This is a genomic window from Stenotrophomonas sp. FW305-C-20-S1, assembly GCF_058783335.1.
In genome coordinates this window covers 24,906-50,651 of record NZ_JBYTEK010000018.1, presented here as the reverse complement: position 1 = coordinate 50,651, position 25,746 = coordinate 24,906, and the positions used below count along the sequence as shown (strand labels likewise).

The 25,746-nt window shown below is 67.2% G+C and carries 21 protein-coding genes; 13 read left to right on the top strand and 8 right to left on the bottom strand.

All coding sequences use genetic code 11. The features are described 5' to 3' along the window. Positions 1-36 precede the first annotated feature (36 nt). Positions 37-333: a KGG domain-containing protein gene (locus AC3WTC_RS11550; protein ID WP_080149787.1), complete on the bottom strand. Its 297-nt coding sequence runs from the start codon at positions 331-333 to the stop codon at positions 37-39. Between the two features lie 329 nt (positions 334-662). Between AC3WTC_RS11550 and AC3WTC_RS11545 the strand changes: the two genes are divergently transcribed. Together AC3WTC_RS11545 and AC3WTC_RS11540 are read left to right on the top strand one after the other, a co-directional pair. Further along, complete coding sequence (locus AC3WTC_RS11545; RefSeq protein WP_080149788.1) at positions 663-1,556, top strand: NAD-dependent epimerase/dehydratase family protein; 894 nt, start codon at positions 663-665, stop codon at positions 1,554-1,556. A 222-nt stretch (positions 1,557-1,778) separates the two neighbouring features. Next, a complete protein-coding gene (locus AC3WTC_RS11540; protein ID WP_492711448.1) occupies positions 1,779-4,313 on the top strand; it encodes a methyl-accepting chemotaxis protein in 2,535 nt (844 codons plus the stop codon). 72 nt (positions 4,314-4,385) lie between these two features. Here the strand turns inward: AC3WTC_RS11540 and AC3WTC_RS11535 are convergent, their stop codons facing one another. Next, positions 4,386-4,772, bottom strand: coding sequence for a DUF2628 domain-containing protein (locus AC3WTC_RS11535; protein ID WP_025879013.1), 387 nt, complete (start codon positions 4,770-4,772; stop codon positions 4,386-4,388). A gap of 216 nt (positions 4,773-4,988) precedes the next feature. On the opposite strand from AC3WTC_RS11535, the gene AC3WTC_RS11530 reads away from it, so the two are divergent. After that, positions 4,989-5,159 carry a hypothetical protein gene (locus AC3WTC_RS11530; protein WP_162887695.1) on the top strand — a complete coding sequence of 57 codons (171 nt, stop codon included), beginning with the start codon at positions 4,989-4,991 and terminating at the stop codon, positions 5,157-5,159. A gap of 57 nt (positions 5,160-5,216) precedes the next feature. Here the strand turns inward: AC3WTC_RS11530 and AC3WTC_RS11525 are convergent, their stop codons facing one another. Further along, a complete protein-coding gene (locus AC3WTC_RS11525; RefSeq protein ID WP_492711447.1) occupies positions 5,217-7,253 on the bottom strand; it encodes a TonB-dependent receptor domain-containing protein in 2,037 nt (678 codons plus the stop codon). Between the two features lie 494 nt (positions 7,254-7,747). On the opposite strand from AC3WTC_RS11525, the gene mdoH reads away from it, so the two are divergent. From mdoH to hemC, 5 genes are all read left to right on the top strand, one after another. Next, the gene (mdoH, locus tag AC3WTC_RS11520) at positions 7,748-9,673 is read left to right on the top strand and encodes a glucans biosynthesis glucosyltransferase MdoH (protein ID WP_051585049.1); all 1,926 of its coding nucleotides are present in this window, start codon (positions 7,748-7,750) and stop codon (positions 9,671-9,673) included. A gap of 50 nt (positions 9,674-9,723) precedes the next feature. Further along, positions 9,724-10,383, top strand: coding sequence for an alpha/beta hydrolase (locus AC3WTC_RS11515; RefSeq protein ID WP_059065212.1), 660 nt, complete (start codon positions 9,724-9,726; stop codon positions 10,381-10,383). Positions 10,384-10,413: 30 nt separating this feature from the next. After that, a complete protein-coding gene (locus AC3WTC_RS11510) occupies positions 10,414-11,430 on the top strand; it encodes a sensor histidine kinase (RefSeq protein WP_080277664.1) in 1,017 nt (338 codons plus the stop codon). A 10-nt stretch (positions 11,431-11,440) separates the two neighbouring features. Continuing rightward, on the top strand, positions 11,441-12,169 hold the full coding sequence (locus AC3WTC_RS11505; protein WP_025879008.1) for a LytR/AlgR family response regulator transcription factor: 729 nt from the start codon (positions 11,441-11,443) through the stop codon (positions 12,167-12,169). Positions 12,170-12,744: 575 nt separating this feature from the next. Then, on the top strand, positions 12,745-13,656 hold the full coding sequence (gene hemC / locus AC3WTC_RS11500) for a hydroxymethylbilane synthase (protein ID WP_025877394.1): 912 nt from the start codon (positions 12,745-12,747) through the stop codon (positions 13,654-13,656). 116 nt (positions 13,657-13,772) lie between these two features. On the opposite strand, the gene AC3WTC_RS11495 is transcribed toward hemC, so the two are convergent. Beyond that, a complete protein-coding gene (locus tag AC3WTC_RS11495; protein WP_025877391.1) occupies positions 13,773-14,549 on the bottom strand; it encodes a DUF481 domain-containing protein in 777 nt (258 codons plus the stop codon). A 107-nt stretch (positions 14,550-14,656) separates the two neighbouring features. Further along, the gene (locus AC3WTC_RS11490) at positions 14,657-15,259 is read right to left on the bottom strand and encodes a LolA family protein (RefSeq protein ID WP_025877389.1); all 603 of its coding nucleotides are present in this window, start codon (positions 15,257-15,259) and stop codon (positions 14,657-14,659) included. Positions 15,260-15,340: 81 nt separating this feature from the next. Here AC3WTC_RS11490 and AC3WTC_RS11485 point away from each other — a divergent pair, with 81 nt between their 5' ends. Together AC3WTC_RS11485 and AC3WTC_RS11480 are read left to right on the top strand one after the other, a co-directional pair. After that, the gene (locus AC3WTC_RS11485; RefSeq protein ID WP_025877388.1) at positions 15,341-16,312 is read left to right on the top strand and encodes a helix-turn-helix transcriptional regulator; all 972 of its coding nucleotides are present in this window, start codon (positions 15,341-15,343) and stop codon (positions 16,310-16,312) included. 26 nt (positions 16,313-16,338) lie between these two features. After that, positions 16,339-17,133, top strand: a complete 795-nt coding sequence (locus tag AC3WTC_RS11480; protein ID WP_025877387.1) for a MetQ/NlpA family ABC transporter substrate-binding protein — start codon at positions 16,339-16,341, stop codon at positions 17,131-17,133. A gap of 86 nt (positions 17,134-17,219) precedes the next feature. Here the strand turns inward: AC3WTC_RS11480 and glpK are convergent, their stop codons facing one another. The 3 genes from glpK to AC3WTC_RS11465 all read right to left on the bottom strand — a co-directional run bounded on the left by glpK (position 17,220) and on the right by AC3WTC_RS11465 (position 21,023). After that, positions 17,220-18,719, bottom strand: a complete 1,500-nt coding sequence (gene glpK / locus AC3WTC_RS11475) for a glycerol kinase GlpK (protein ID WP_025877385.1) — start codon at positions 18,717-18,719, stop codon at positions 17,220-17,222. Between the two features lie 63 nt (positions 18,720-18,782). Then, entirely contained in the window at positions 18,783-20,267 is a 1,485-nt protein-coding gene (gene glpD, locus AC3WTC_RS11470) for a glycerol-3-phosphate dehydrogenase (RefSeq protein ID WP_492711444.1), read from the bottom strand. Between the two features lie 120 nt (positions 20,268-20,387). Next, positions 20,388-21,023, bottom strand: coding sequence for an OmpW/AlkL family protein (locus tag AC3WTC_RS11465; RefSeq protein WP_049464294.1), 636 nt, complete (start codon positions 21,021-21,023; stop codon positions 20,388-20,390). A gap of 186 nt (positions 21,024-21,209) precedes the next feature. Here AC3WTC_RS11465 and AC3WTC_RS11460 point away from each other — a divergent pair, with 186 nt between their 5' ends. From AC3WTC_RS11460 to lpdA, 3 genes are all read left to right on the top strand, one after another. Next, positions 21,210-21,779, top strand: coding sequence for a DNA-deoxyinosine glycosylase (locus tag AC3WTC_RS11460; protein WP_080149793.1), 570 nt, complete (start codon positions 21,210-21,212; stop codon positions 21,777-21,779). Between the two features lie 113 nt (positions 21,780-21,892). Next, positions 21,893-23,623, top strand: a complete 1,731-nt coding sequence (gene aceF, locus AC3WTC_RS11455) for a dihydrolipoyllysine-residue acetyltransferase (RefSeq protein ID WP_032976572.1) — start codon at positions 21,893-21,895, stop codon at positions 23,621-23,623. Between the two features lie 107 nt (positions 23,624-23,730). Further along, positions 23,731-25,539 (top strand): dihydrolipoyl dehydrogenase, encoded by a 1,809-nt coding sequence (gene lpdA, locus AC3WTC_RS11450; RefSeq protein ID WP_492711443.1) that lies wholly within the window; start codon positions 23,731-23,733, stop codon positions 25,537-25,539. The last annotated feature ends 207 nt before the right edge of the window (positions 25,540-25,746 follow it).

Below are 25,746 nucleotides of genomic sequence, written 5' to 3'. Positions count from 1 at the left end.
CGCACCGCCGGTACGCGGCGCAGTGACCGCAACACGTCAACGTTGTTGACCGCTGTCAGGTTTGTCGGGCATGTCCTGCTGTTGCTGTTGCTGGCGGCTGCTGGCGTGCCGCGCATGGCCGCCTTCACGGCCGATCGTGGCCATGTGTTGGCGGTCCTGGCTGATCGCTTCACCGCCTTTCCGGCCCGCCACCCGGGCCTCGGCCGGGCTGAACTGGTGCGCATTGCCGGATGCGTGGGCAGCACGTCCCCCTTTGGCTGCGATCGCGCGCTGTTTGTCTTCGTCCATCGAGGCAAAGCCCCGATTGCTGTTGCCATTGCGTGAGTTGGTCATTACCGGTCTCCGGTGTGAACATGGGGCGCTGCCATCAGTGACGGTCCCATGTTGCACAGTGCAGGCTAAAGACAGGTCGAAGTGGGCTGTACGAGGCTCACATGGCCTGCGCACGCGTTTGACAACCGGTTACCGTGCAGGAAGCGCCGGGCTCTGCAACCGGTCGTCACGGCAGTCACCCGTGGCGCCCTGGCAAGGGAGAGTCCGAGCGGTTGGCCGGAGGTGGATGGCATGCAGAATGTCATCGTCTGCTATCGCCGACGCCATCGTGCATGCCTAGAATCAAGCCATCCCGGTAGGTCCCGGGCGCTGTCGAGTGAATGGATTCAATGAAGATTCTGTTGACCGGAAGTTCCGGGCGGATAGGGCGGGCGATCTTCGGTGCGCTGGCCGCTGCCAATGAGGTGGTGGGGCTGGATCGCAGTCCGTTCGCCACCACGCGCGTCATTGCCGATGTCACCGATCGCCGGGCGCTGGAACGCGCCGTGCAGGGGGTCGACGCGGTGATCCATACCGCGGCCCTGCACGCCCCGCACGTGGGCCTGGTACCTGACGCGGTGTTCCAGCAGATCAACGTGGAGGCCACCGCGAACCTGCTGCAGCTGGCGCGCGAGGCCGGCGTGCAGCGCTTCGTGCTGACCAGTACCACGGCGTTGTACGGCCATGCCGTGGTGTCCGGCGGCTGCCGTTGGATCGACGAGGACACCGAGCCGCTGCCGCGCACGATCTACCACCGCACCAAGCTGCAGGCTGAGGCGGCTGCCGAAGCGGCGGCCAGTGCAACATTCACCGTGCGCGTGCTGCGGATGGCACGTTGCTTCCCCGAACCGCCTGACCGCATGGCGATGTTCCGCCTGCACCGTGGTATCGACGCGCGCGACGTGGCCAGCGCGCATGCCGCGCTGCTGCACGATGAAGGCGCGGCCTTCCAGCGTTACCTCGCCTGTGCACCGACGCCCTTCCGGCGCGAGGACTGCCTGCAGCTGGCCGCCGATCCGCGCCAGGTGCTGGCGCGCCGCGCACCGCAGCTGCTGGCCGAGTTCGAGCGCCGTGGCTGGCCACTGCCGCTCAGCATCGATCGGGTCTATGACAGCAGCCGGATGCGTGCAGCGCTGGGCTGGCAGCCACGTTTCGGTCCGGAGGACGTGCTTCAGCAGTACGCCGCGGGCAGCATCGAGGTCCTGCCCCGTGCGGAGTGGATCCGCGACCGCGTCGCCGAATAGCACAGGCGAGCAGCACAGGCCTGGGTCGACGGCCGCAGCTGAGCGGGTTCAGGTTTTGTGCGTGCGGCGAGCCTCAACCTCGCCCGGCCATGGCCGCTAACCCGGTGCGCGCCTTCCCGCGCCGGGTTCCGATCCGGCGGGCAGGCGGCCCGCGCGACGGATCGCGCATCTGCGCGGTGCCCTGGTGGCACCGGTCGACCTGAACTGCCTGCGGATCCTCCCATGTCTTCTTCCCGTTCCGTCGCTGCCCGTCGCCCCGGCAGCATCGCCCACAAGCTGATGCTGGGCACCGCGGTGATCGCGTTGCTGTGCTTCGGCGCGACCGCGTTCCTGATCTATCACCAGGCCAGTTCGGCGCTGGTGTCGTCCTCGCGGCAGACCATGGCCAGCGAAGCCCGTGCCGAGGCGCGGCAGGTGGCTGCCGACCTGGGCACGGCCTTTGCCAGCAACGATGCGATGGTGGAAACCGTGCTGGCCCAGCGTGCGCGCGGTGATGCCCCTGATCGCGCCAGCCTGGCCAATGTCATCGGCGAGCAGCTGCACGCGCACCCGGAATGGCTGGGCAAGAGCACCATGTGGGAGGCCAATGCCTTCGACGGCAAGGACGCCGAGTTCGTCAACAGCGAGGCGCACGACGCCACCGGCCGCTACATGAGCTACTGGGCCTGGCAGGACGGCAAGCCGCAGCAGTCGACGATGACCGACTACACCGAGACGCCCAGCGGCTCGGGCAACTGGTACATGGTGCCCAGCCGCGACAAGCTGCCGCTGGTCAGCGAACCGTATGCCTACGACATCGGCGGCAAGCAGGTGCTGATGAGCACGCTGAGCACGCCGATCGTCGAGAACGGCACCTTCCTCGGTGTCTTCACCGTCGACTTCTCGCTGGACGCGCTGCAGAAGCACCTGGCCACGCTGACGCCGATGGGCGCTGGCCGCGTCGAACTGCTGTCGCCGAAGGGCGTGGTGCTGGCCTCGGCCGACGCTGCCGAGATCGGCAAGCCGCGTACCGATGCCGCCACCCTCGGCATGCTGGCGCAGATCGCCGCCGACAAGACCTATGAAGCGTTCGAGCCCGACGCTGCCGGCAACGTCCGCCTGTACGTGCCGCTGCAGGTGGGTGACGCGCCGCAGCGTTTCGCGCTGGGTGTGGTGGTGCCGCATGCGGTGATCATCGCGCAGGCCCGCGAACTGCTGTGGATCATCCTGCTGGTGGGTGTGGTGGCTGCGCTGGTGCTCAGTGGCGGTGTCTACCTGCTGCTGCAGCGCCTGGCGGTGCGACCGCTGGCGCAGGCCGTGCGCATCGCCGGCGACGTGGCTGCGGGCAAGCTGGATACCGCCATGCCGGTGCTGGGCAACGACGAAGTGGGCCGCCTGCTGGACGCCATGCAGGGCATGCGTGGCCAGCTGCAGGCAGTGATGGCCGCACAGGCGGAGATGGCGCGCCGCCATGATGCCGGTGAAATCAGCTACCGCATGGATGCCTCGGTGTTCCCGGGCGAATATGGCCGCATGGTGGCCGACAGCAACCAGCTGGTGGCCGACAGCAATGCGGTCACCCAACGCCTGGTCGAGGTGATGCAGCGCTACGCGGTGGGTGACCTGAGCGTGGACATGGAGGCACTGCCGGGCGAAAAGGCGATATTCACCGCTGCCATGGCAACCACCAAGACCAACCTGGCGGCGATCAACGAGCAGATCCAGCAGCTGGCCGCTGCGGCGGCGGCAGGTGATTTCGCCGTGCGTGGCGATGCCCAGCGCTTCGAGCATGACTTCCGCCGCATGGTGGAAACGCTCAACACCATGATGCAGGTCAGCGACCAGAACCTGGCTGCGCTGTCGACGCTGCTGCGCGCCATCGCCGCCGGTGACCTGAGTACACGGATGGAGGGTGACTTCCACGGTGTGTTCGCGGTGATGCGCGACGATGCCAACAGCACCGTGCAGCAGTTGACCCAGATCGTCGGCCAGATCCAGCAGTCTGCGGCCAGCATCCGCCTGGCCGCAGGCGAGATCGCGTCGGGCAACAGCGACCTGTCACGCCGTACCGAGCAGCAGGCGGCCAACCTGGAAGAGACCGCCGCGTCGATGGAGGAACTGACCTCCACCGTGCGCCAGAACGCCGATCATGCCCTGCAGGCCAACAAGCTGGCGGCCTCGGCCGCAGGCGTTGCCAGCGAAGGCGGGCAGGTGGTCAGCCAGGTGGTGCAGACCATGGAGCAGATCGAGACCTCTTCGCAGCGCATCGCCGAGATCATCTCGGTGATCGACGGCATCGCTTTCCAGACCAACATCCTGGCCCTGAACGCAGCGGTGGAAGCGGCGCGCGCTGGTGAACAGGGCCGTGGCTTTGCGGTGGTCGCCAGCGAAGTGCGCGCGCTGGCACAGCGCTCGGCGGGCGCGGCCAAGGAGATCAAGGAGCTGATCGACGCTTCGGTCGGCCATGTCGGCGCCGGCGCGCAGCTGGTGCACGGTGCGGGCCGCACGATGCAGGAGATCGTCGGCCAGGTCGGTCGGGTCAACGAGATCATGGCCGAGATTTCGGCCGCCTCGCGCGAGCAGTCGGCCGGTATCGAGCAGGTCAACCAGACGGTGGTGCAGATGGACGAGACCACCCAGCAGAATGCTGCGCTGGTGGAAGAAGCCACCGCTGCGGCGCGGGCGATGGAAGAACAGGCCGAGCAGCTGGCGGTGGCGGTGTCCCGCTTCCGCCTGCAGGCCGACACCCGACCGGCTGCTGCGTTGCGCGCCGCCTGAGCCGGGGCTTGAACGACGACGCCCGGCCAAGGCCGGGCGTCGATGTGCCACTGCGTACGTGGTGCGCTGGGCTTAGAACATGCCTTCGAAGGGGTTCCAGCTGGTGTTGCCCTTCACCTGTTCCAGGTAGTAGCTGTAGTTGGTGCTCGAGGCGACCAGGAAGTTCATTGCGATGAACAGTGCGCGGGCCACGATGTCCGGCAGCACCAGGCTGACCGCGATCAGCACGATGTTGATGCCGATCACCACCAGCGCCTTGCGCCACATGCCCAGGATGAACAGATAGATCGCGCCGAAGAAGAAGGCGAAGAAGTTCAGGTTGATCTTCAGGCGGTCGCCGAAGGACAGCGCCTTCCAGGCCTGCTTGAAGCCGGGCTCCTTGGGAGCGCCGTGCTGCTGGAAGAAGTTGAAGCGGAACTGCCACTTCGGGCTGAAGCGGGTCAGGTCAACGGTGTTCATGTATAGGGACTTCCCTGTTAGGAAAACGTTTTCATGATAAGTGAGTCACATTCAGCAAACCAGCTTGGAGCGTCAAAAATGTGACGTTCCTACGGCAAAGGGCTTGCGTCCCGGTGCCGCACCGTCACCCATCCGCCTTGTTTTTAGGATAGGGTGCGCAGTTCCGCTGCTACCCCGGCTGTTTGCGGGTAGCTGCGGTATGTCCATGGAGGTTGCATGACCACACCTGCTACACCGGAAAACGCACCCGGACCGGTGCTCCTGCCGACACCCGAAGTGGTGCAGGCACAACAACTGCTCGCCCGCCAGCAACTGGCGGTGGCGATGGACCGTGCACGCATCGCGGCCAGCCGCGACGCTGCGCCGGCCGTGTTGGAAAACGACTGAGCCTGGGAAACCAGCCGCGATCGCGCTGGCCTGCTGCCAGCGCGATCGCAGTGCGCATCAGAAGCGCGCGGTCATGCTGAGGAAGTAGCTGCGGCCGGCGACGAAGTAGTCGGTAGAGCCGTCGGCGTACAGCTTCTTGTCGGCCAGGTTGCTGACGCCGCCACGCAGGGTCAGCACCTCATTGACGTTCCATGCAGCGGTCAGGTCATACAGCGTATAGGCCTTCAGGAAGGTATTGACCACGCCGGTCTGCTTGCCGGTGTACTGCGCCGACAGGCTGCTGGAGAACGTGGTGTTCGGGGTCCAGTCCAGCGACGAATAGCCTGAGAACTCCGGTGTGTCGATCAGGTTGCGGCCAGTGGTCAGGTTCTTGGCTTCCTTCATCCAGGTCGCCGACGTGCGCCAGCGCCAGTGATCGCCGAAGCGGAAGTTGAGGTTGCCTTCCATGCCGCTGGTGCGCGCGCGCTGCACGTTGCTCATGCGCGTCCACCAGTAGCCGTTGAAGAAGCCCAGCGCTTCATACTCGATCTTGTTCCTGAAGTCGGTATGGAAGTAGGTCAGGCCGGCGTCGACCAGGTCGTTGTCGAAGCTGATGCCGATCTCGCGGTTGGTGCTGGTTTCCGGGTCCAGGTCCGGGTTGCCGGCCATGTAGCAACCGCCGCGGGTATAGCCCAGCGGGATCAGTGAGGTGCAGCCGCGGCCACCGGACTGGGTCGCCGCGCTGGGCGAATTCTCGGTCAGGCTCGGCGCGCGGAAGCCCTTGGACACGCCGCCACGGATCGTCCACTGCTCGCTCGGGTGCCAGACCAGGTAGGCACGCGGACTGACATGGCTGCCGAACTGTTCATGGTGGTCCAGGCGCGCGCCCAGGGTCAGTGCCAGGGTACGGTGCAGCTTCAGCTCGTCTTCGACGAACAGCGCCCAGGTGTCCACTTCCAGGGTGGAGCCGACCACCGGGTTGCCGGCGTAGTCGATCGGTGCCTGGCCGATGGTGTCCGTGTTGGTCAACTCCTGGCGCTTCCACTGGCCGCCCACCGCGAACTGGTGGTCCACGCCCAGGGTGAAGGGCGTGCTCAGGCTGCCTTCGATGATCGTATCGGTTGCCTCGGAGCGACCGGTGGCGCCGATGTCGTTCTTGTATTCGGTCCAGTACGCGCTGAGCTTGGAAGTACCGAAATCCCACTTGCCGTCGTGGTTCAGCGCCAGCGAACTGCGCTTGAGCTCACTGGCACCCCAGGCGCCTTCGTCCTGCTTTTCCAGCGCCTGGGCGATGAAGGCCTGCTGCACACCGTGGCCAGCTTCCAGTGACACTTCCTGTGCCTCGCTCAGCTTCCACTGCAGCAGCGCGTCGACATTGCGGTCCTTCTCGCCGGCGTAGGCGTTGCCATACACGCCGCCGTTGGAGCGGTCCGAGTCGCGGCGCATGCTGTTGGCACCGATGCGCAGGCCGAAGCGCTCGCCCAGCGGGCCGGAGAAGGTCGCGCCGATCTGCTGGGTGTCGCCACGGTCGCCATCCTGCGGCCGGGTGTAGCTGTGGGTGGCGCTGCCGTTCCAGCTGTCACCGATGCGCTTGGTGATGATGTTGATCACCCCGCCCATCGCGTCCGAGCCATACAGCGAGGACATCGGGCCACGCACCACTTCGATGCGTTCGATCTGGTCGGGAGAAATCCAGTTCAGGTCCTGGCGGCCCAGGTCGGGGCGATAGTTGGTCGAGGCCGAGCTGCCCATGCGCTTGCCGTCCACCAGCACCAGCGTGTAGTTGGACGGCATGCCGCGCAGCTTGATCTTGGACTGCTCGCCAATGGCGCTGAGCCCACCGGTCACGCCCGGAATACGGCTGAGCAGGGTAGCCAGGTCGTGCACCGGCTGGCGTTCGATGTCTTCGCGGCTGATCACGCTGATGCTGGCCGGGGCATCCTTGATCCACTGCTGGTTGCCCGAGGCGGTAACCACCACGGTATCCAGGTCCTTGGTCGAGGCATCGGCGCTGGCTTCAGCGGCGGCGAGGGCAGGCAGGGCCAGCAGGCAGGCGGCGGCCAGGGCGCTGGCCAGGCGGGTGCGCGACAGGCGCGCGGAACGGAGAGGGGACATGACGGCTTCCAAGGGAGAGGAGAGACCCGGTGGAAGCAGCAGGCGCACGCAGACAGCAGGCAGCCACCCCTTCCCTGGGTCGTCGGGCGCGCGGAAGGTCCGGCGCAGCTGGGTGGGTCCGGTGCGCGGAGCGCGGTGACCTGCCTGGTTAACGGAATGATAACCGTTCTCGTTTGTTACGATCCAGTACTTCCCGGGATGAATCGACATTCCCCGGCCGCGCGCGACGGTTCGCCTGCTGATTGCTGAATGGGGAGATTTCCCGGCGTAGACCTTCGCACCCGGCTTACATTCGGGGCCATAGACTGGGCCGCATTTTTCGATTCCGCCCCGTTGGAGATCGTGTGGGTTCTGGTAGTGACAGACAGCGACTGCGCGGCATGACGCCGTGGCAGACAGGACAAGTGCGGACGCCGGGAATGCGGGCCAGGAACCTTGGTGCATGCAGCCTGGCCGGGACGGCTGGTCCTGCGGCCTGCAGGGAGTAGGCGGCCATGGGGAGTGAAACCATCGACACGGAACCGGTCACGGCCGGTCCCGACGCGGGCTGGGCCCTGCTGCCGGCCGAAGCACCGCTGCTGATGCCCGAACAGACGCTCCGGCAAGGCTCGCTGAAGGTCCGGCGCCATCGCACCTCGCCACGCATGATCGGCCTGCGTCGCCTGTACATCCTCGGCGGCACCGTGGCGATGACCGCCGTGGCCACCCGGATGATGTGGCGGGTGCTGTCCGGCAACGGCATCAGCGTGCTGGAGGCCTGCCTGCTGGTGCTGTTCGTCGGCCTGTTCGCCTGGATCGCGCTGTCCTTTGCCAGTGCGGTGGCCGGCTTCCTGACGGCCGTGTTCGACCGGGGCTACCGCCTGGGCATCGATCCGGACAAGCCGCTGCCCACCGTGCACAGCCGCACCGCGCTGCTGATGCCCACCTACAACGAAGACCCGCGCCGGCTGCTGGCCGGCCTGCGTGCGATCTACGAATCGGTGGCGGCCACCGGCCAGCTGCAGCGGTTTGATTTCTTCGTGCTCAGCGATACCCGTCGCGAGGACATCGCGCGGGCCGAAGAACAGGTGTTCGCCGAGCTGCGCGAGCTGGTGCCCGATGGGCGTGCGCGACTGTTCTATCGCCGCCGTGGCGACAACAGCGCGCGCAAGGCCGGCAACATCGCCGACTGGGTACGCCGTTTCGGCGGTGCCTACCCGCAGATGCTGATCCTGGATGCCGACAGCCTGATGACCGGTGACAGCATCGTGCGCCTGGTGGCCGGCATGGAGCACAACGCCGACGTCGGCCTGATCCAGACCCTGCCGTCGGTGATCGGCGGCCGCACCCTGTTCTCGCGCATGCAGCAGTTCGGCGGGCGCGTGTACGGGCCGGTGATCGCCCGTGGCGTGGCCTGGTGGCACGGTGCCGAAAGCAATTACTGGGGGCACAACGCGATCATCCGCACCCGTGCCTTTGCCGACCACGCTGGCCTGCCGGAGCTGCCGGGGCGCAAGCCGTTCGGCGGCCACGTGCTCAGCCATGATTTCGTGGAAGCGGCGCTGATGCGCCGTGGTGGCTGGGCCGCGCACATGGTGCCCTACCTGGGCGGCAGCTACGAGGAAGGCCCGCCGACGCTGACCGACCTGCTGGTGCGCGACCGCCGCTGGTGCCAGGGCAACCTGCAGCACGGCAAGGTGGTGGGCAGCCGTGGCCTGCACTGGATCAGCCGCGTGCACATGCTGATCGGCATCGGCCATTACTTCACCGCACCGATGTGGGCGATGCTGATGCTGATCGGCATCGCCATCCCGCTGTTCCAGGAAGGCATCGATTTCAACGCCCTGCTGCACCTGTCGCCCAGCGTGTACTGGCGTGCGCAGGATGAAGAACAGGTGGTGCGCCTGTTCGCCGCCACCATGGCGGTGCTGCTGATGCCCAAGGTGCTGGGTTACTTTGCGATGCTGCTCGATCCGGTTGAACGCCGTGGCTGTGGTGGCGCGATCCGGGCGTTCCTGTCGATGCTGGTGGAAACCGTGCTGGCCGCGCTGATGGCGCCGGTGGTGATGTACGTGCAGTCGCGCGGGGTGGCCGAAGTGCTGTCCGGGCGTGACTCGGGTTGGGATGCACAGCAGCGCGATGACGGTGGCATCTCGTGGATTTCGCTGGTGCGCGGCTACGGTGGCCTGGGTGTATTTGGTGCCTTCATGGGCGTGCTGGCGTGGGCGGTGTCGCCGTCGCTGGCGGCCTGGATGGCGCCGGTGGTGATCGGCATGGTGCTGGCGGTGCCGGTGGTGGCACTGACCTCTCTGCGCGGGCCGGGCGCCTTCCTGCATCGCCTGGGCCTGCTCGACATTCCCGAAGAGAACATCCCGCCGCCGGTGCTGGTGCGCGCCGCACAGCTGCGCCGGGAAGCGGCCGAGCAACCGCCGCTGTACTGATCGCACCGTGCCAGCGGCATAATGCGGCTCGAACGTACAGGAGCCGCAACATGCTGCAAACGGTGGAACAGGAAACCGGCGCCTCGCCGCAGTGGTCGGTGATCTGGCTGCACGGCCTCGGTGCCGACGGCCATGATTTCGCGCCGATCGTGCCCGAACTGGTGCGTCCGCACTGGCCGGCGCTGCGCTTCGTGTTCCCGCACGCACCGGTGCGGCCGATCACGATCAATAACGGCGTGCCGATGCGTGGCTGGTACGACATCGTCGGCATGGACTTCCGCTCGCGCGCCGACATGGCCGGCGTGCAGGAGTCGGTGGTGCAGCTGGATGCGCTGATCGCCCGTGAGATCGAACGCGGTGTCGCCGCTGATCACATCTTCCTGGCTGGCTTCTCGCAGGGCGGGGCGGTGATCCTCAGCGCCGCGCTGGCACGCACTGCCCCCTTGGCCGGACTGATCGCACTGTCGACCTACCTGCCGGAGGCCGAAACCGCGTCGCGCGTTGATGGTGCGGTGGATGTGCCGGTGTTCATGGCCCACGGCAGCAGCGATCCGGTGATCCCGCAGGCGGTGGCCGCGCACAGCGCCGAGACGTTGCGCACGCTTGGGCTGGACGTGCAGTGGCACAGCTACCCGATGGCCCACCAGGTCTGCGCCGAGGAAATCGACGCGCTGGGCGACTGGCTGCAGGCACGCCTGGGCGTCGCCTGACCCATGGCCGCGAGCGCTGCCACCCCGTGGATGCCGGAACTGTGCCGTTTGCCGCGGTTGGCAGCGATGCTCGGCCTGGCCGAACTGGTGGTGGTGGTGCTGGCGCTGGCGCCCGATGGCAGCCGCCACTGGACGATGGGGGAACTGGCCTCGGCCAGCGGTTTCGCGCTGTGGCTGGCGCTGGCGGTCACCGCCAGCCTGTGCCTGCTGCGGCAGGCGCTGTCGAAGCTGCCGGAACTGCTGGGCGCCGTCGCCGCCGTCGGCCTGGCCGCGCTGATCGCCATCCTGTGCGCGGGCATCATCCATGCCCTGTATGGCGTGCTGGGCGACAACTTCGCGCGCGGCATCGGCTTCTGGCGCTTCACCCTGGGCAGCGCGGCCACCACGGCGCTGATCACCGCGTTGGCGCTGCGCTACTTTTATGTCAGCGACCGCTGGGCGGCGCAGGTACAGGCCAATGCCCGCGCGCAGGCCGACGCCCTGCAGGCCCGCATCCGCCCGCACTTCCTGTTCAACAGCATGAACCTGATCGCCAGCCTGCTGCATCGCGACCCAGCGGTGGCCGAGCGTGCCGTGCTCGACCTGTCCGATCTGTTCCGCGCCGCACTGGGTGCCGGCGAGGGCGATTCGACCCTGCGCGATGAGTGCGAACTGGCCGAACGCTATCTGTCGATTGAATCACTGCGCCTGGGCGACCGCCTGCGGGTGCATTGGCAGCGCGATGAACCCCTGCCCTGGGACCTGCCGATGCCGCGGCTGGTGCTGCAGCCGCTGGTGGAAAACGCGGTGCTGCACGGCATCTCGCGCCTGCCCGAAGGCGGCACCATCGAGCTGCATCTGGCCTGTGTGGGCAGCGAGCTGCAGATCCGCGTACGCAATCCTGCACCGGATCCGCAGGTGCCCGGGCTGGCCCTGGCCCAGGGAGCGGGCCACGCCCAGCACAGCATCGGCCATCGCCTGAGCTGGCGCTTCGGCCGCGCCGCGCGGATGACGGCTGGCTGGAGCGAGGGCTACTATGCCTGCCAGGTGACAGTGCCGATCCAGTGAGGGGACGATCGTGAGGGTAGTCATCGCCGATGACGAACCGCTGGCGCGCGAGCGCCTGCGCAGCCTGTTGGCCGCGCAGGAAGGGGTGGACGTAGTGGCCGAGGCCGGCAACGGCGAGCAGGCCCTGCACGCGTGCGCCGAACTGCAGCCGGACCTGGTGCTGCTGGATATCGCCATGCCCGGCCTGGACGGGCTGGAAGCGGCCCGCCACCTGGCCAGTTTCGAGCCCAGGCCGGCGGTGGTGTTCTGCACCGCCTACGATGCGCACGCGCTGTCGGCGTTCGAGGCAGCGGCCATCGATTACCTGATGAAGCCGGTGCGCGCCGAGCGGCTGGCAGCGGCGATCGCGCGTGCCCGCACCTTCCTGGCCGGCCGTGACGGGCAACCCCAGCACACCGGCGGCCAGGCCCGCAGCATGCTGTGTGCCCGCCTGCGCGGCAGCCTGCGATTGATTCCGCTGGACGATATCCACTATCTGCAGGCCGAAGAAAAGTACGTGGTGGTGCATCACGCGCGTGGCGAGGACCTGATCGAGGAATCGTTGAAGTCGCTGGAGGAGGAGTTCGCCAGCCGCTTCGTGCGCATCCATCGCAACTGCCTGGTGGCGCGCCACGAGCTGGTGGAGCTGCGGCGTGGCAGCGGAGGCCAGGTGCAGGCGGTGCTGCGGCATGGCAAGCAGCCGCTGGAAGTGAGCCGGCGCTGCGTGGCGACGCTGAAGCAGGAATTGCGGCATCTGTAGGTTTTCCGCGCGGCCTGCGGCCGCGACTGCTTCGACATCAACAGCAACAGCAACAGCAACAGCGGGTTGGTCGGCTCTGTGTTGTTGCGTGTTGGGTGAGGCGGGATGGGCGGGCGGGACACGCCGTAAACCCATCCATGGGGGCTCGATGGCGCCATCCATGGCGCCAACGGTCCCGCCCGCCCATCCCGCCTCGCCCTCGCGAATTTCCCGGTGACGGACAGCAAGAGCGTTGGTGTTATCGGGTGGGGAAAGAGGGGTCAGATCCCTTTTCCTGCGGAAAAGGGATCTGACCCCGGAAGTCGCCGGCTGTTGCTTCTGCTTCTGCTTTTTTCTTTTTTCTTTTGATCTTCCGTGGCTGACGCACACGGAAACTGTCAGAGGCCGGGCGGGGTGGGCTGCGTGGGGGTGTCCGCGGCATGGATGCCGCGGCCAAGCCCCCAGGGATGGGTTTACGGCGTCCCCCGCGCAGCCCACCCCGCCCGGCCAAGCACAGCTGTTGCTTGCACGACCACACCAGCCACGAGGGGCTCCGCCGTTGGCCGTATCCCGCCGATAGGCGCGATAATGAAGGGATGGAAACCGTCCGCATCGCTACCCGCAAGAGCCCGCTCGCCCTCTGGCAGAGCGAACACGTCGCCGACCGCCTGCGCCAGGCACATCCCGATCTGCACGTGGAACTGGTGCCGATGAGCACCCGCGGCGATGAAGTGCTTGACCGCTCGCTGGCTGCCATCGGTGGCAAGGGCCTGTTCCTCAAGGAACTGGAACTGGCCATGCTGCGTGGCGAGGCCGACTGCGCGGTGCACTCGTTGAAGGATGTGCCGATGGAACTGGATGCGCCGTTCGCGCTGCCGGCAATGCTGACCCGCCACGATCCGGCCGATGGTTTCGTCTCCAACCTGTATGCCTCGCTGGATGCACTGCCGATCGGTGCGCGCGTCGGTACCTCGTCACTGCGCCGCCAGGCCCAGCTGCGTGCGCTGCGCCCGGACCTGGAACTGCTGGACCTGCGCGGCAACGTCAACACCCGTCTGGCCAAGCTCGACAACGGCGGCTACGACGCCATCGTGCTGGCCGTGGCCGGGCTGGAACGGCTGGGCCTGGGCAATCGCATCGTCGCCCGACTGCAGCCGCCGCAGTGGTTGCCGGCGCCGGCGCAGGGCGCGGTGGCGGTGGAGTGCGATGGCGGCAATGCCGCGCTGATGGCGCTGTTTGCAGGCCTGGATGACGCCGCCACGCGCGCCTGTGTGGAAGCGGAGCGGGCGATGAACCGCGCGCTGCACGGCAGCTGTCATGTGCCGGTGGCGGCGATCGCGCAGTGGCAGGGCCAGGACCTGCACCTGCAGGGGCTGGTCGGCAGCGCCAGCGACGGCCGCGCGGTGCGTGCCGACGCCGTGGGCCCGGCCAGCGACCCGGAAGTGCTGGGCCAGCGCGTGGCGAAGATGCTGCTGGATGCGGGTGCTGGCGAGCTGTTGAACGTCTGAGCCACCGCAGGTAGTGCCGGCCGCTGGCCGGCAACCTCATGATCCCGATTGAATGCAGTTGCCGGCCGGCGGCCGGCACTACCAAAAGCAGAACGGGCGCCAGGCGCCCGTTTCGCTTATTTGAACTTGTAGACCACGTTCATCGTGGTCAGGGTATCGGTCTTGCGCTTGTCCTCGGCGACGTCGCTGTTGTAACGCGCCTGCCAGCCGGCCTTCAGCGCCAGGTGCTCGTTCATGCTCACCGAGACACCGAAATCGTTCTGGCCGAAGGTGTTGTACGAACCCGATTCGACCAGCAGCGTGTTGATCAGGTCGGTGTTGTCGGTCAGCGAGTACTTCAGGTCGAACAGGCCGCGACCGATCAGGCCGGTGCGGGTGCGGTCGTCCTCGGTGCTGTGGGTGCGGCGCACACCGGGGCCGATCTGCGCGTCGAACGAAAAGCGCTCGGTGTTCCACAGCCGGGTGCCGTAACCCAGACCGAACGAGCTCTGCCGGTCGTAGGTGGCGAAATCATCACGCTCGGTACGTACCGTGGCCGTCAGCTGGCGATGTTCGCCCAGCTGCAGCGCGCTGCCTGCACTGCCGGTGTAGCGGTTGGCGGTGGTGTTGTTGCGGCGCGTGGTGGTGCCGTCGTCGCTGGTTTCGGTCACCTTGGAGCTGGAGCGCAGGCCGAACAGGTCCATGCTGTGCACCCAGTCGCCATCGGTGTAGCGCAGCCGCAGGCGGCCGTTGAAGCTCTCGGTGCTGCTGTTGCCACGTGCCGACGCGAAGCCGAGTTCGCCACCACTGCCGCTCCACGGCGAGGACATCGCCGCCAGTTCGGAGGCATCCTGCGCATACGCCAGCGGGGCGCAGAGCAGCAAGGGGACCAGCAGGGACACGCGCAGGGACATCGAGGCTTCTCCGAAGCGGTTGGCAGCCGGTGATGATACTGGAAGCGTGATGACCGTCCGAATCGTCCGTCCCGCCTGCTTCAGCAGGCGTTGTCGGCCAGGCCCATTCAGGGCAGGTCGACCTGCAGGGCAGGATCGTTGAAGCGCGAGTACCGCAGCCGCAGCTGGAAGGGCTTGCCGTTGTTGTGGCCGCTGCGCACGATCTGCCGCGGCAGGCCCTGCGCATCCACCCAGTACTCCAGGCGCTCACCGGCCGTGGCGCCACGCAGGCGGTAGTGGCGGGTGCTGACGCCGTCCAGCGTCTGCTCGCCCAGGTCTTCGGCCTGCAGGGCCTGTGCAGGGATATCGGCGGGCAGCGGGCTGCGCCATTGCTCCAGCAGCCCCGGCGGGGTCGGCACCTGGCGGATCGCATCGTCGGCCTGCAGGAACATGGTGTCGCCGATGATCACCTGTGGTCCGGCAGGGGTCTGCACCCGGAACCGGTCCGGGGCGACGAAGTCCATCGCGGTACGCACCGGCTGCTGCGCGCCCAGCACCTCCAGCTCGGCATGGAAGCTGCGCAGGGCGGCAAAGCGCTGGCTGGCAGACAGCACTGCCTGTGCCGGATCGGCAGCGGGGACGGGCCTCGCAGCGTCGGTGGGCGCCGGTGCGCGGTCGCAGGCGGCCAGCAGCAGGCAGGCCAGCAGGGGCAGGACAGACAACCGGCGCATCGGGCGCTCCACGGGGCAGGGGGCGCCCACGATAGCCCAATCGTCCGCCACAACGCCCGAGACTCGGACATAATCGGGGGCATGGACCGATACGAACGCATCACCGCCCTGCATCGTCTGCTCAAGTCCGCACGCTATCCGGTGACGGTGGCGACCCTGCAGGACAAGCTCGGTTGCTCCCGGGCCACCGTCTACCGCGACCTGGCGTTCCTGCGCGATGCGCTGATGGCGCCGATCGAGGGCGATGGCGAGGCCGGCTTCCGCTACCTGGCCGACGAGAGCGACCGCTTCGAGCTGCCCGGCCTGTGGCTGAGCTCGGAGGAGCTGCACGCCCTGCTGGCCTCGCAGCACCTGCTGGCCCGTACCGGCGGCGGCGTGCTGTCTTCGGTGCTGGCGCCGCTGCAGCAGCGCATCGAGAGCCTGCTGGCCGCGCAGGCCGGTGTTTCCAGCTGGCCGGTGGATCGGGTGCGGGTGATTCCGCACCGTGGCCGCAAGTTCGATGAAGCCAGCTTCCGTTCGGTGGCCTCGGCGGTGCTGGAGCGCAAGCAGCTGGGCTTCGAGTACCGCGCCCGCTCGACCGACGAAGCGACCAAGCGCACCGTATCGCCGCAACGGCTGACCCATTACCGCGACAACTGGTACCTGGACGGCTGGGACCATGATCGCGAGGCCCTGCGCAGCTTCGCGGTGGACCGCATCTACAAGGCGCGGGTGATCGACAGCACCGCCCGCGATGTCGCCGACAGCGAGCTGGACGAGCAGCTGGGTGCCAGCTACGGCATCTTCTCCGGTGCGCCCAAGGGCTGGGCAACCATCCTGTTCAGTGCCAAGGCCGCGCGCTGGGTGGCCGACGAGCACTGGCACTCCAAGCAGCAGGGACGCTTCCTCGCTGATGGCCGCTACGAACTGAAAGTGCCCTACAGCGTGTCGCGCGAACTGTTGATGGACGTGTTGCATTACGGGTCCGATGCCGAGATCGTCGAGCCGATGATGCTGCGCGAGCAGGCCAAGGCACTGCTGGAACTGGCCCTGACCAATTACGAAAAATCCTGACACCTCCCCCGAGATCGATTGCGCCCATGAAGAAGACCCTGTTGCTGCCCCTGTTCGCCGCTGCGCTGGCCCTGACCGCCTGCGGCAAGTCCGGTGAGCCATCGCAGAAGCTGGTGGTGGCCGCCACCGCCGTGCCGCACGCCGAGATCCTGGAAGTGGTCAAGCCGATCCTCAAGCAGGAAGGCGTGGAGCTGGACGTGCGCGTGTTCAACGACTACGTGCAGCCCAACGACCAGCTGGTGCAGAAGCAGGTGGATGCCAACTACTTCCAGACCGAACCGTACCTGGACGCCTACAACCGTGATCGCAAGACCGACCTGACCAAGGTGGTGGGCGTGCACATCGAGCCGTTCGGTGCCTACTCGCGCAAGATCAAGTCGCTGGCCGAACTGCGTGAAGGGGCCGATGTGGTGATCCCCAACGACCCCAGCAACAACAGCCGCGCGCTGATCCTGCTGCACAAGGCCGGCGTGATCGAGCTGAAGGATCCGACCAACGCACTGGCCACCCAGCGCGACATCGTCTCCAACCCGAAGAACCTGAAGTTCCGCGAGCTGGATTCGGCCATGCTGCCGCGCGTGCTCGACCAGGTCGATCTGGCCCTGATCAACACCAACTATGCGCTGGATGCCGGCCTCAACCCGACCAAGGACGCGCTGGCGATCGAGAGCAAGGACTCGCCGTACGTGAACTTCCTGGTCGCCCGCCCGGACAACAAGGACGACGCCCGCGTGCAGAAGCTCGCCAAGGCGCTGACCAGCCCCCAGGTGAAGACTTTCATCGAGACCAAGTACAAGGGCGCGGTGCTGCCGGCGTTCTGACTCTGGGGTAGTGCCGGCCGCTGGCCGGCAACCCAGCAGGTGTACCCGAAGATCACGGTGTTGCCGGCCAGCGGCCGGCACTACCGTCAGTCGACATGGAAGGCGAGGGTGGCGGCCACGGCCTGCTGCCACCCGGCGTAGAGTTTCTCGCGCCGGGCCACCGCCATCTGCGGTTCGAAGCGGCGATCCAGCCCCCACTGTGCCGCGATCTGTTCGCGGCTCTCCCAGAAGCCGACCGCCAGCCCGGCCAGGTAGGCCGCACCCAGCGCGGTGGTCTCGGTCACCCGCGGTCGCAGCAGGGGTACGCCGAGGATGTCGGCCTGGAAGCTGGCAAGGAAGTCGTTGCCGATCGCGCCGCCATCGGCGCGTAGTTCACTGAGCGAGATGCCCGCATCGGACTGCATCGCATCCAGAACGTCGCGGGTCTGGTAGGCCATCGCCTCCAGCGCTGCGCGCACGAAGTGGGCCTTGCCGGTGCCACGGGTCAGGCCGAACATCGCACCGCGCACGTCGCTGCGCCAGTACGGTGCACCCAGGCCGACGAAGGCCGGCACCAGGTACACCCCCGCGCTGTCCGGCACCTGTGCGGCCAAGGCCTGGCTGTCAGCAGCGCGATCGATCATGCGCAGCCCATCGCGCAGCCACTGCACCACCGAGCCGGCGATGAAGATCGACCCCTCCAGCGCGTACTCCACCTTTCCCTCTAGGCCCCAGGCAATGGTGGTCAGCAGGCCATTGCGCGAGCGCACGGCCTGCGTGCCGGTGTGCATCAGCATGAAGCAGCCGGTGCCATAGGTGTTCTTGACCATGCCTGGCTGGAAGCAGGCCTGGCCGAACAGCGCGGCCTGCTGGTCACCGGCGATGCCGGCAATCGGGATCGGATGGTCGAAGAAGAACTGCGGGCGCGTGTGCGCGTACACCGAACTGGAATCGCGCACCTGCGGCAGCATCGCACGCGGAATGTCCAGCAGGGCCAGCAGGTCCTCGTCCCATTCCAAGGTGTGGATGTTGAACAGCAGCGTACGTGCGGCGTTGCTGTAGTCGGTCACGTGCGCCTGGCCGCCGCTGAGATTCCACACCAGCCAGCTGTCGATGGTGCCGAACAGCAGCTCGCCACGTTCGGCCCGCTGCTGCGCGCCTTCCACGTGGTCGAGGATCCAGCGGATCTTGGTGGCCGAGAAATAGGCATCGATCAGCAGGCCGGTACGCTCGCGGATCAGCGCTTCGTGGCCGCCGGACTTCAGCCGCTCGCAGATCGCCTGGCTCTGCCGCGACTGCCAGACGATGGCGTTGTGGATCGGCTGGCCGCTGGCACGGTCCCAGACCACGGTGGTTTCGCGCTGGTTGGTGATGCCCAGTGCGGCGATGTGGCGGGGATCGATCTGTTCGCGGCTGAGCAGTTCGGTGATCGTGGCATAGACGCTTGTCAGGATCTCGCGCGGGTCATGCTCGACCCAGCCCGGCTGTGGAAACAACTGGGCAAACTCGCGCTGCGCGCTGCCGACGATGTCGCCGGCGCGATCGAACAGGATCGCGCGCGAACTGGTGGTTCCCTGGTCGATGGCCAGCACGTAGCGGGGCGTCATGCAGCGTCTCCGGTGGCGATGTTGGGATCGTAATGCATCGGTGGCGCCGGGCCGCGCGCGGCATTACCGGCGACGTGAATCCATCCAGGCCTGCAGCCGTGCCGCCTGTGCCGCGTCCATCTGCAGCCCCAGCTTGCTCCGCCGCCACAGTACATCCTCGGCGCTGCGGGCCCACTCGTGGTCGCACAGGAACGCCACCTCGCGTGCGTGCAGGCCCACGCCAAAGTCTTCGCCCAGATCGAACAGGCTGCGTGCGCCGTGCAGCAGATCGATGCTGCGACTGCCATAGGCGCTGGCCCAGCGCCGCAGCGTGGCCTCCGGCAGCCAGGGGGCCTGGTGCCGAAGCTGTTCCCGTGCCTGCCCGGCATCGCCCCAGTCGCTGCCGGGCAGTGGCTCGCCTGCCGCCGTCCAGGCGGGGCGGGCGTGCGGCAGATAGGGGCGCAGCAGGTCCAGTGCCTCCTCGGCCAGTACCCGGTACGTGGTCAGCTTGCCGCCCAGCACGTGCAGCGCAGGCGCACCTTCGGCGTCCAGTTGCAGGCGATAGTCACGGCTCAGTTTCGCCGCGCGCGGGTCCGGGTCGGCCAGCAACGGGCGCACGCCGGCAAACTGCCAGACCACCTCGGCAGGTGCGACCGGATCGCGCAGGTAGCCGTTGGCAGCGCTGCACAGGTAGTCCACTTCAGCGGGCAGCACACTGCAGCGTGCGGGGTCGCCGCGATAGTCGGTGTCGGTGGTGCCGATGAGCAGATGGTCGTGGAAGGGCAGCAGGAACACCACGCGGCCGTCGGGCTGCTGCAGCAGGCAGGCGCGGTCGTTCGGCCAGGCGCGGCGCAGCACGATGTGGCTGCCCTGGACCAAGCGCAGCGCAGGTCCGCCGCTGCGGGCGTGCATGCGCTCCAGCAGACCGCCGGCCCAGGGGCCTGCGGCGTTGACCACCGCCTGTGCCTGCACGGTCTGCTGATGGCCTGCGGCGTTTTCCAGTACGGCGTGCCAGCGTCCGTGCCCGCGTTGCAGGTCCACGCAGCGCGTGCCGGTCAGGATGCATGCACCCCGCTGCGCAGCATCGAGCGCGTTGAGGATGACCAGCCGCGCATCATCCACCTGCGCGTCGGCGTAGCTGAAGGCGTGCTGCAGCTGTGGCGACAGCAGCGCGCCGAGTGGATCGTCGTGCAGATCCACGGCTCGCGACGCAGGAAAGGCGGGACTGCGCCGGCCCAGATGGTCGTACAGCCAGAGCCCGAGCCGCAGCATCCAGCGCGGGCGCAGGTGCGGCTGCCACGGAAGCACGAAGCACAGCGGCCGCACCAGGAACGGCGCCTGCCGACGCACCACCTCGCGCTCGCCCAGCGCCTTGCGCACCAGGCCGAACTCGCCTTGTTCCAGATAGCGCAGTCCGCCATGGATCAGCTTGCTGCTGGCGCTGGAGGTGTGTGCTGCCAGGTCGTGCTGTTCGCACAGCAGCACCTTCAGGCCGCGGCCGCTGGCATCACGGGCGATACCGGCGCCGTTGATGCCAGCGCCGATCACCAGCAGGTCGACCTCGTGCATCGCGCCTCCGCATCCCGTCTGTGTAGATCCGACTGTCAGTCGACTCTACAGAACCCGGGTGACGGAAACGACGACGGGCCCCGAAGGGCCCGTCGCGGTACGACAAAGACGCAGAAGCGCTTAGAAGCGGGCGCCGATGCCGAAGCCGACGGTCCACGGATCCATCTTCGCTTCGCCGATCTTCTCGCCGCCGACCTTCACGTCCGGACGCGAACGCATGTAGCGGGCGTCGGCACGGGCGAACCAGGTCGAGTTGATGTTCATGTCCACACCGACGGTGCCGATCACGCCCTTGGCGTCCTTCAGGCGGATGTCGGAGTCGCTGCCGTCGGCCAGGGTTTCATTGCTGAAGGCCGACTGGAAGTAGCCCACGCCCACGAACGGTCGGAACACGTTGTCAGCCTGGCCGAAGTGGTACTGGCCGCTCAGCGCGACCGGCTGCTGCTCGACGCTGCCGAGACGGGCATTGCCCGGGCCCTTCACCTTGTGGTCGAACTTGTCTGCAGCGCCCCACAGTTCAACGGCCCAGTTGTCGTTGATGTAGTAGCTGAAGCTGACGGTCGGTGCCGGGCCGCCATCGACCTTCTTGATGCCGTCGATCGGGTCATTCTTCGGCTGCAGCAGCGAGACGCCGCCAACCACGGCAAAATGCTTGCCCGAGGCGGTATCGGTGGTGCTGCTGTCCTGCGCGAAGGCAGCCGGTGCAAACGCGGCGGAGGTCAGCAGGGCGAGGCTCAGGATACGGATGGAGCGCATGGGGGAATCTCCTAATGTTTCTTGTTTTGGGCCCCCGGTTGCGGGGCGAGCACACCGTAGTCGCCCCAACATGAATCGAATCCGACGCGCGTTAAAAATTAGTTCGCACTGTTCAGCGAACAGCGCGAAATCCCTGTTTCCATGCGGTTTCTGCCCTCCTGGAATATTCATGCAGTTGGAGAAGATGTGAGCGCTGCAACGTTGTGCATCGGCCTGCCTGCGCAGGTGAACGCGGATTGCCGGGTGTTGCTGCTGGGTTCAATGCCCGGTATCGCTTCGTTGCAGGCACAGCATTACTACGCGCACCCGCGCAATCGTTTCTGGCCCTTGCTCGGCGATCTGTGCGGCTTCGACCCGGCAATGCCGTACGCGCAGCGACTGCAGGCGCTGGCAGCCAATGGCGTCGGCCTGTGGGATGTGATCGGCCGCTGCGAACGACGCGGAAGCCTGGATGCGGACATCGTGCGTGGCACGGAAGTGGCCAATGCACTTCCCGCACTGATCGCCGCACTGCCTGGCCTGCAGCTGATCGGCTGCAACGGTGCCGCGGCGATGCAGGCCTTCCAGCGCTGGGTGCAGCCGCAGCTGGCCACGTCGGCCAAGGTGCTGGCGCTGCCGTCCACCAGTCCGGCCAACGCAGCGTGGTCCTTGCCGCGCCTGCGCCAGGCCTGGCAGCCGGTGGCCGTCGCACTGGCGACATCAAGCGGACATCGGCAGGACAATACGCTACCGACTGGAAGCGCCGGCGGGCCATGAGCAACAGCGTGTCCCGGCTGCGTGCGTACTGAAAACACCTGTAACGGTTGGCGCTGGCTCCCGCTGGCCGCACAATAGACGTTTCCCTACACCAGATTGCCGGAGTTCTCCCCATGGCCGAAATCAAGGAAGCACGTGTCCCCGATATCGGTGACTACAGCGATATCCCGGTAATCGAGGTGCTTGTTGCCGTCGGCGATACGGTGAAGAAGGACCAGGGCCTGGTCACGCTGGAAAGCGATAAAGCGACCATGGAGGTGCCGTCCTCGGTGGCCGGCGTGGTCAAGGAAATCAAGGTCAAGCTGGGCGACAGCCTGTCCGAAGGCAAGGTCGTGGCACTGATCGAAGTGGCCGACGGCGAGGCTGCCCAGCCGGCCGCTGCCGCTGCACCCGCCGCTGCACCCGCACCGGCCAAGGCCGCTGCTCCGGCCGCTGCCACCCAGGCCGCTCCCGCTCCGGCCGCTGCTGCCGCCCCCGCTGCCAGCGGCGGCGCGGTGGAAGCCCTGGTGCCGGATATCGGCGATTACAGCGGCATTCCGGTCATCGAAGTGCTGGTCGCCGTGGGCGATACGGTTAAGAAGGACCAGGGCCTGGTCACGCTGGAAAGCGACAAGGCCACCATGGAAGTGCCGTCGTCGGTCGCCGGCGTGGTCAAGGAGATCAAGGTCAAGGTCGGCGACAACCTGTCGCAGGGCAACGTGGTCGCCATCATCGAAGCCGAAGGCGCTGCCGCCCCGGCCCCGGGCAAGGCGGCCGCCGCTGCTGCCCCGGCTGCCGCCGAGACCGCCACCAAGGTCGAGCCGGTCGCCGTGCCGGCCCAGCCGGACAAGCTGGCCGCCCGCGAGATCGCCAGCGCCCCCTCGGCCGGCGCGCCGACCAGCCCGCCGGTACAGTTCAACGCCGATGGCGTGCTGCCGGCCAAGGTGCCCTACGCATCGCCGGTGGTGCGCGTGTTCGCCCGTGAGCTCGGTGTCGACCTGCTGCAGGTCAGTGGCAGCGAGAAGGGCGGCCGCATCACCAAGGCCGACGTGCAGAAGTTCGTCAAGGCCGCGCTCAGCGGCGGCGCTCCGGCAGCTGCCGGTGGCACCGTGGCTGCCGGCGGTGGCCTCAACCTGCTGCCGTGGCCGAAGGTTGATTTCAGCAAGTTCGGCGACGTGGAAGTGCAGCCGCTGTCGCGCATCAAGAAGATCTCCGGTGCGAACCTGGCCCGCAACTGGGCGATGATCCCGCACGTCACCCAGTTCGAGCAGGCCGACATCACCGACCTGGAAGGCCTGCGCGTGGCGCTGAACAAGGAGAACGAGAAGGCCGGCATCAAGCTGACCATGCTCGCCTTCCTGATCAAGGCCAGCGCTGCGGCGCTGAAGAAGTTCCCGGAGTTCAACGCTTCGCTGGATGCCAGCGGCGAGAACCTGACCCTGAAGAAGTACTTCAACATCGGTTTCGCTGCCGATACCCCGAACGGCCTGGTCGTTCCGGTCATCCGCGACGTCGACAAGAAGGGCGTGGTGCAGATCGCGCAGGAAACCGGCGAGCTGGCCAAGAAGGCGCGTGACGGCAAGCTGGGCCCGGCCGACATGAGCGGCGGTTGCTTCTCGATCAGCTCGCTGGGCGGCATCGGCGGCACCGCGTTCACCCCGATCGTCAATGCCCCGGAAGTGGCCATCCTCGGCGTCTCCAAGTCGTCCATCCAGCCGGTCTGGAATGGCAAGGAGTTCGCTCCGAAGCTGATGCTGCCGCTGTCGCTGAGCTACGACCACCGCGTCATCGATGGCGCCCTGGCCGCACGCTTCACCACGTACCTCTCGCAGGTGCTGGCCGACATGCGCCGCGTGCTGCTGTAAGGCACCGCTTCGCCCCCACCGTGCGGCCGCTGCCCCTGGCGCGGCCGCCTGTCGAAACGCAGTGACAGCCCGCCGGCCACGCCGGTCGGGCACGAGGAAAACCCACCATGGCCACGATTGAAATCAAGGTTCCCGACATCGGCGATTACAGCGATGTGCCGGTGATCGAAGTGCTGGTCGCCGTTGGCGATACGGTGAAGAAAGACCAGGGTCTGGTGACCCTGGAGTCGGACAAGGCGACCCTGGAAGTGCCGTCCTCGGCAGCCGGCGTGGTCAAGGAAATCAAGGTCAAGCTGGGCGACACGCTGTCCGAAGGCGCGGTCGTCGTGCTGCTGGAGACCGAAGGCGCCGCTGAAGCGCCGGCCAAGACCGCTGCGCCGGCCCCGGCGGCCGCCGCCCCGGCCAGCAAGCCGCCGGTGACGCCGTCGCACCGCGCCCCCGCCGAGCCCGCGGCACCGAAGCCGGCACTGTCCAGTGGCAAGGCCGCCGACATCGAATGCGAAATGGTTGTGCTGGGCTCGGGCCCGGGCGGCTACACCGCCGCCTTCCGCGCCGCCGACGTCGGCCTGGATACGGTGCTGGTCGAACGCTACGCCAGCCTCGGCGGCGTCTGCCTCAACGTCGGCTGCATCCCGTCCAAGGCACTGCTGCACGCCGCTGCGGTGATCGACGAAGTCGCCCATGCCGGTGATTTCGGCGTCGAGTTCGGCAAGCCGACCATCACCCTGGACAAGCTGCGCCAGTACAAGGAAAAGGTCGTCAACCAGCTGACCAAGGGCCTGGCCGGCATGGCCAAGCAGCGCAAGGTCCGCAGCGTGCAGGGCGTGGGCAAGTTCGTGTCCGCCAATGAGCTGGAAATCACCGCCGCTGACGGCAGCACCCAGCTGCTGCGCTTCCAGAAGTGCATCATCGCCGCCGGTTCGCAGGCGGTGAAGCTGCCGAACTTCCCGTGGGACGACAAGCGCGTGATGGACTCCACCGACGCACTGGAACTGGCCGAAGTGCCGGGTTCGCTGCTGGTCGTCGGTGGCGGCATCATCGGCCTGGAAATGGCCACCGTGTACGGCGCGCTGGGCAGCAAGGTCACCGTGGTCGAGTTCATGGATCAGCTGATGCCGGGCGCCGACAAGGACCTGGTCAAGCCGCTGGCCGACCGCCTGAAGAAGCAGGGCATTGACGTGCACCTGAAGACCAAGGCCTCCGGCGTGACCGCCGATGCCAAGGGCATCACCGTGACCTTCGAAGCCGCCGAGGAAGGCCAGACGCCGGCATTGGCGCAGGGCACCTTCGACCGCGTGCTGGTGGCCGTGGGTCGTTCGCCGAACGGCAAGAAGATCGATGCTGAAAAGGCCGGCGTGCAGGTGACCGATCGTGGCTTCATTCCGGTCGACCGGCAGATGCGCACCAACGTGCCGCACATCTTTGCCATCGGCGACATCGTCGGCAACCCGATGCTGGCGCACAAGGCCACGCACGAGGGCAAGCTGGCGGCCGAAGTGGCTGCCGGGCACAAGAAGGAGTGGGTGGCACGGGTGATTCCGTCGGTGGCCTACACCAACCCGGAAATCGCCTGGGTTGGCGTCACCGAGACCGAAGCCAAGGCCAAGGGCCTGAAGGTTGGCGTGGCCAAGTTCCCGTGGGCCGCCAGCGGCCGCGCGATCGGCATCGGTCGCACCGAGGGCTTCACCAAGCTGATCTTCGACGAGGACAGCCACCGCATCATCGGCGGTGCGATCGTCGGCGTGCACGCCGGTGACCTGCTGGCCGAGATCGGCCTGGCGATCGAAATGGGTGCCGAAGCCGAAGATATCGGCCACACCATCCACGCGCACCCGACACTGAGCGAATCGGTGGCGATGGCCTCGGAAATCTACGACGGCACGATCACCGATCTGTATCTTCCTAAAAAGAAGTAGCACCGGGCCATGCCCGGCGAAACGGAAAACCCGGCGCAAGCCGGGTTTTTTGTTGGTCGTCTGCGCGAGTCTTCGATCATGCTCACTGCGAGCGTTCGGGCCGCTGCGCGGGCGGCAGGCATTTCGACAAATGTCCCCCGTCGCCCGCCTTCGGCGGTCGCCTCCTCCTTTACTTTGTTGAAACGCCTGCCGCCCGCGCAGCGGCTC